This is a genomic window from Clostridium puniceum, assembly GCF_002006345.1.
Taxonomy (GTDB): Bacteria; Bacillota; Clostridia; order Clostridiales; family Clostridiaceae; genus Clostridium; species Clostridium puniceum.
On the sequence record NZ_LZZM01000077.1, the window covers coordinates 1 to 2,136 of the forward strand.

Here is a 2,136-nt window from a genome sequence, read left to right on the forward strand (position 1 = left end):
TATATTTACAATGCTGCCGCAAGCGGTACGCCGATCGAAGAAATTTTTGAGTCATTAAAAATAGCCTAAAAATCTGTTTTTTTATTCAACTGTAAAATTATTCAAGTAAAAATGCACTATTATAGTAATAATGTGAAATTAAAAAATAGCTTATATATAAGTTCTAATAAATAAACAAAATACAATTAATTAATATACATAATTTCAATTTAATAAATTAATTAGAACTTATATATAATGTCTAAATAGAAAGGGATTAAGAAGAAAATATAAAAGCGTGTAAGAATAGTAACTAAAACAATATAAATCATATTTCTCAAAATAATAAGTCAGTACGTTAGTTAATTTTGTCTGATTGATTAGAGATTATAAACAAGTTTAACTAAATTCATCAAGAAAATTAATATAGTTACCAAGACTTATTATTTTTTTATTATTAAATGTGTATTTATAGAAATTTTTAGAAATAAAGATAAGACATACACATTGTAGAAAAAGTGATATAATTATATAATAAGTATATATTACATTAATAATTGATAATTTAGGAAATATATAGTTACATATTTATTAAAAAAAATACTTTAAAGTATTTTTTAAGAAACTATTTACTTCTTGAGGTAAAAAGTGTATAATTTACAAATAGTGGAAGATAAATACATTATAACAACTAAACATATTAAATATTCATGTAAAAGGCGATATATTATATAGAAAATAAAATATATGCAACAATAGTACATACCCTAATAATAAAAAATATTTTACAAAAATTTGTAGAAACAATATACTATGGACATAATCTTATAAAAAGATTTATTAGATAATATATGGTCATAAAGGGTAAAGTATAATTAAACACATAATTCTATAATGGACTAAAGGAGAGATAAAAAATATGGAAGATTCAAAAATATCAGTACTTATTGCGGACGATAACAAGGAATTTTGTAGCATTTTAAACGACTACCTATTAAATCAAAGGGATATAGTTGTTACTGGAATTGCAAAAGACGGTAGGGAAGCATTAGATTTAATTGTAGAAAGAAAACCTGATTTAGTTATTCTTGATATTATTATGCCACATTTAGATGGACTTGGAGTTCTTGAAAGATTAAATACTATGGAATTAGAAAAAATGCCAAGAATAATAATATTGTCAGCAGTAGGACAAGATAAAATCACTCAACAAGCTATAACACTTGGAGCTGATTATTATACTGTAAAACCTTTCGATATGGAAGTATTCACTAAGAGAATAAGGGAAATGTTCAGCAGTGTTCCAGTAGAGAGTGCAAATGTAAGATCTTCATATCCAACATCATCAATAATATCTACACCAACTGATAATAGAACAAAAGTACCTATGGACTTAGAAACAGAAATAACTAATATAATACATGAAGTTGGTGTACCAGCTCATATAAAAGGTTATATGTATTTAAGAGAAGCTATAACTATGGTAGTTAATGATATGGAATTATTATCAGCTGTAACAAAGGAATTATATCCTTCAATAGCTAAGAAATACAACACAACAGCTTCAAGAGTTGAAAGAGCAATAAGACATGCAATAGAAGTGGCTTGGGGCAGAGGTCAAGTAGATGCTATTAACAGACTATTTGGATATACTGTTCATGGAGATAAGGGAAAACCCACTAATAGTGAATTTATTGCTATTATTGCTGATAAATTAAGACTTAAGAATAAGGTTTCTTAGGTTTAGTTTACTGGGTTTAAGGTATGTAACCTTTACAAAGTATAGGCAATAAATATGATTTTTTAATAAGACATCACTTAATCGATTTGTAAAAATTGATTAGGAGATGTCTTATTTTGATGCATATAAAGCATTACTACTAACAAAAATATATGTTGATGGAAATATAATAATTAACACATATTATAGTAGTCTAGGCATAAATAATGTAAGTAGCTATGTAACAATAGATTCAGAAATAAAAGAATGTTATAACGGTAATATTAATTTTTGTACAAATATGATTGGTTATTATCTAATGTTTTTTATTTAAAAATACAGAAACAGATTTTTTTACATAATGAATTAGTTTTGAATGAAATTATATTATATAAATTTACAAAAGAAATAAATGGCTCTAAGAATAGTGTTTTATC

Annotated in this window: 1 protein-coding gene; it reads left to right on the forward strand. The window is 24.5% G+C overall.

Going from position 1 to position 2,136, the window contains the following annotated elements:
• Positions 1–898 precede the first annotated feature (898 nt).
• Complete coding sequence (gene spo0A / locus CLPUN_RS06210; RefSeq protein WP_077846456.1) at positions 899–1,720, forward strand: sporulation transcription factor Spo0A; 822 nt, start codon at positions 899–901, stop codon at positions 1,718–1,720.
• Positions 1,721–2,136: the final 416 nt, after the last annotated feature.

Coding starts and splice junctions, on each gene's coding strand:
- spo0A (WP_077846456.1), top strand. CDS start 899: ATGGAAGATTCAAAAATATCAGTACTTATTGCGGACGATAACAAGGAA.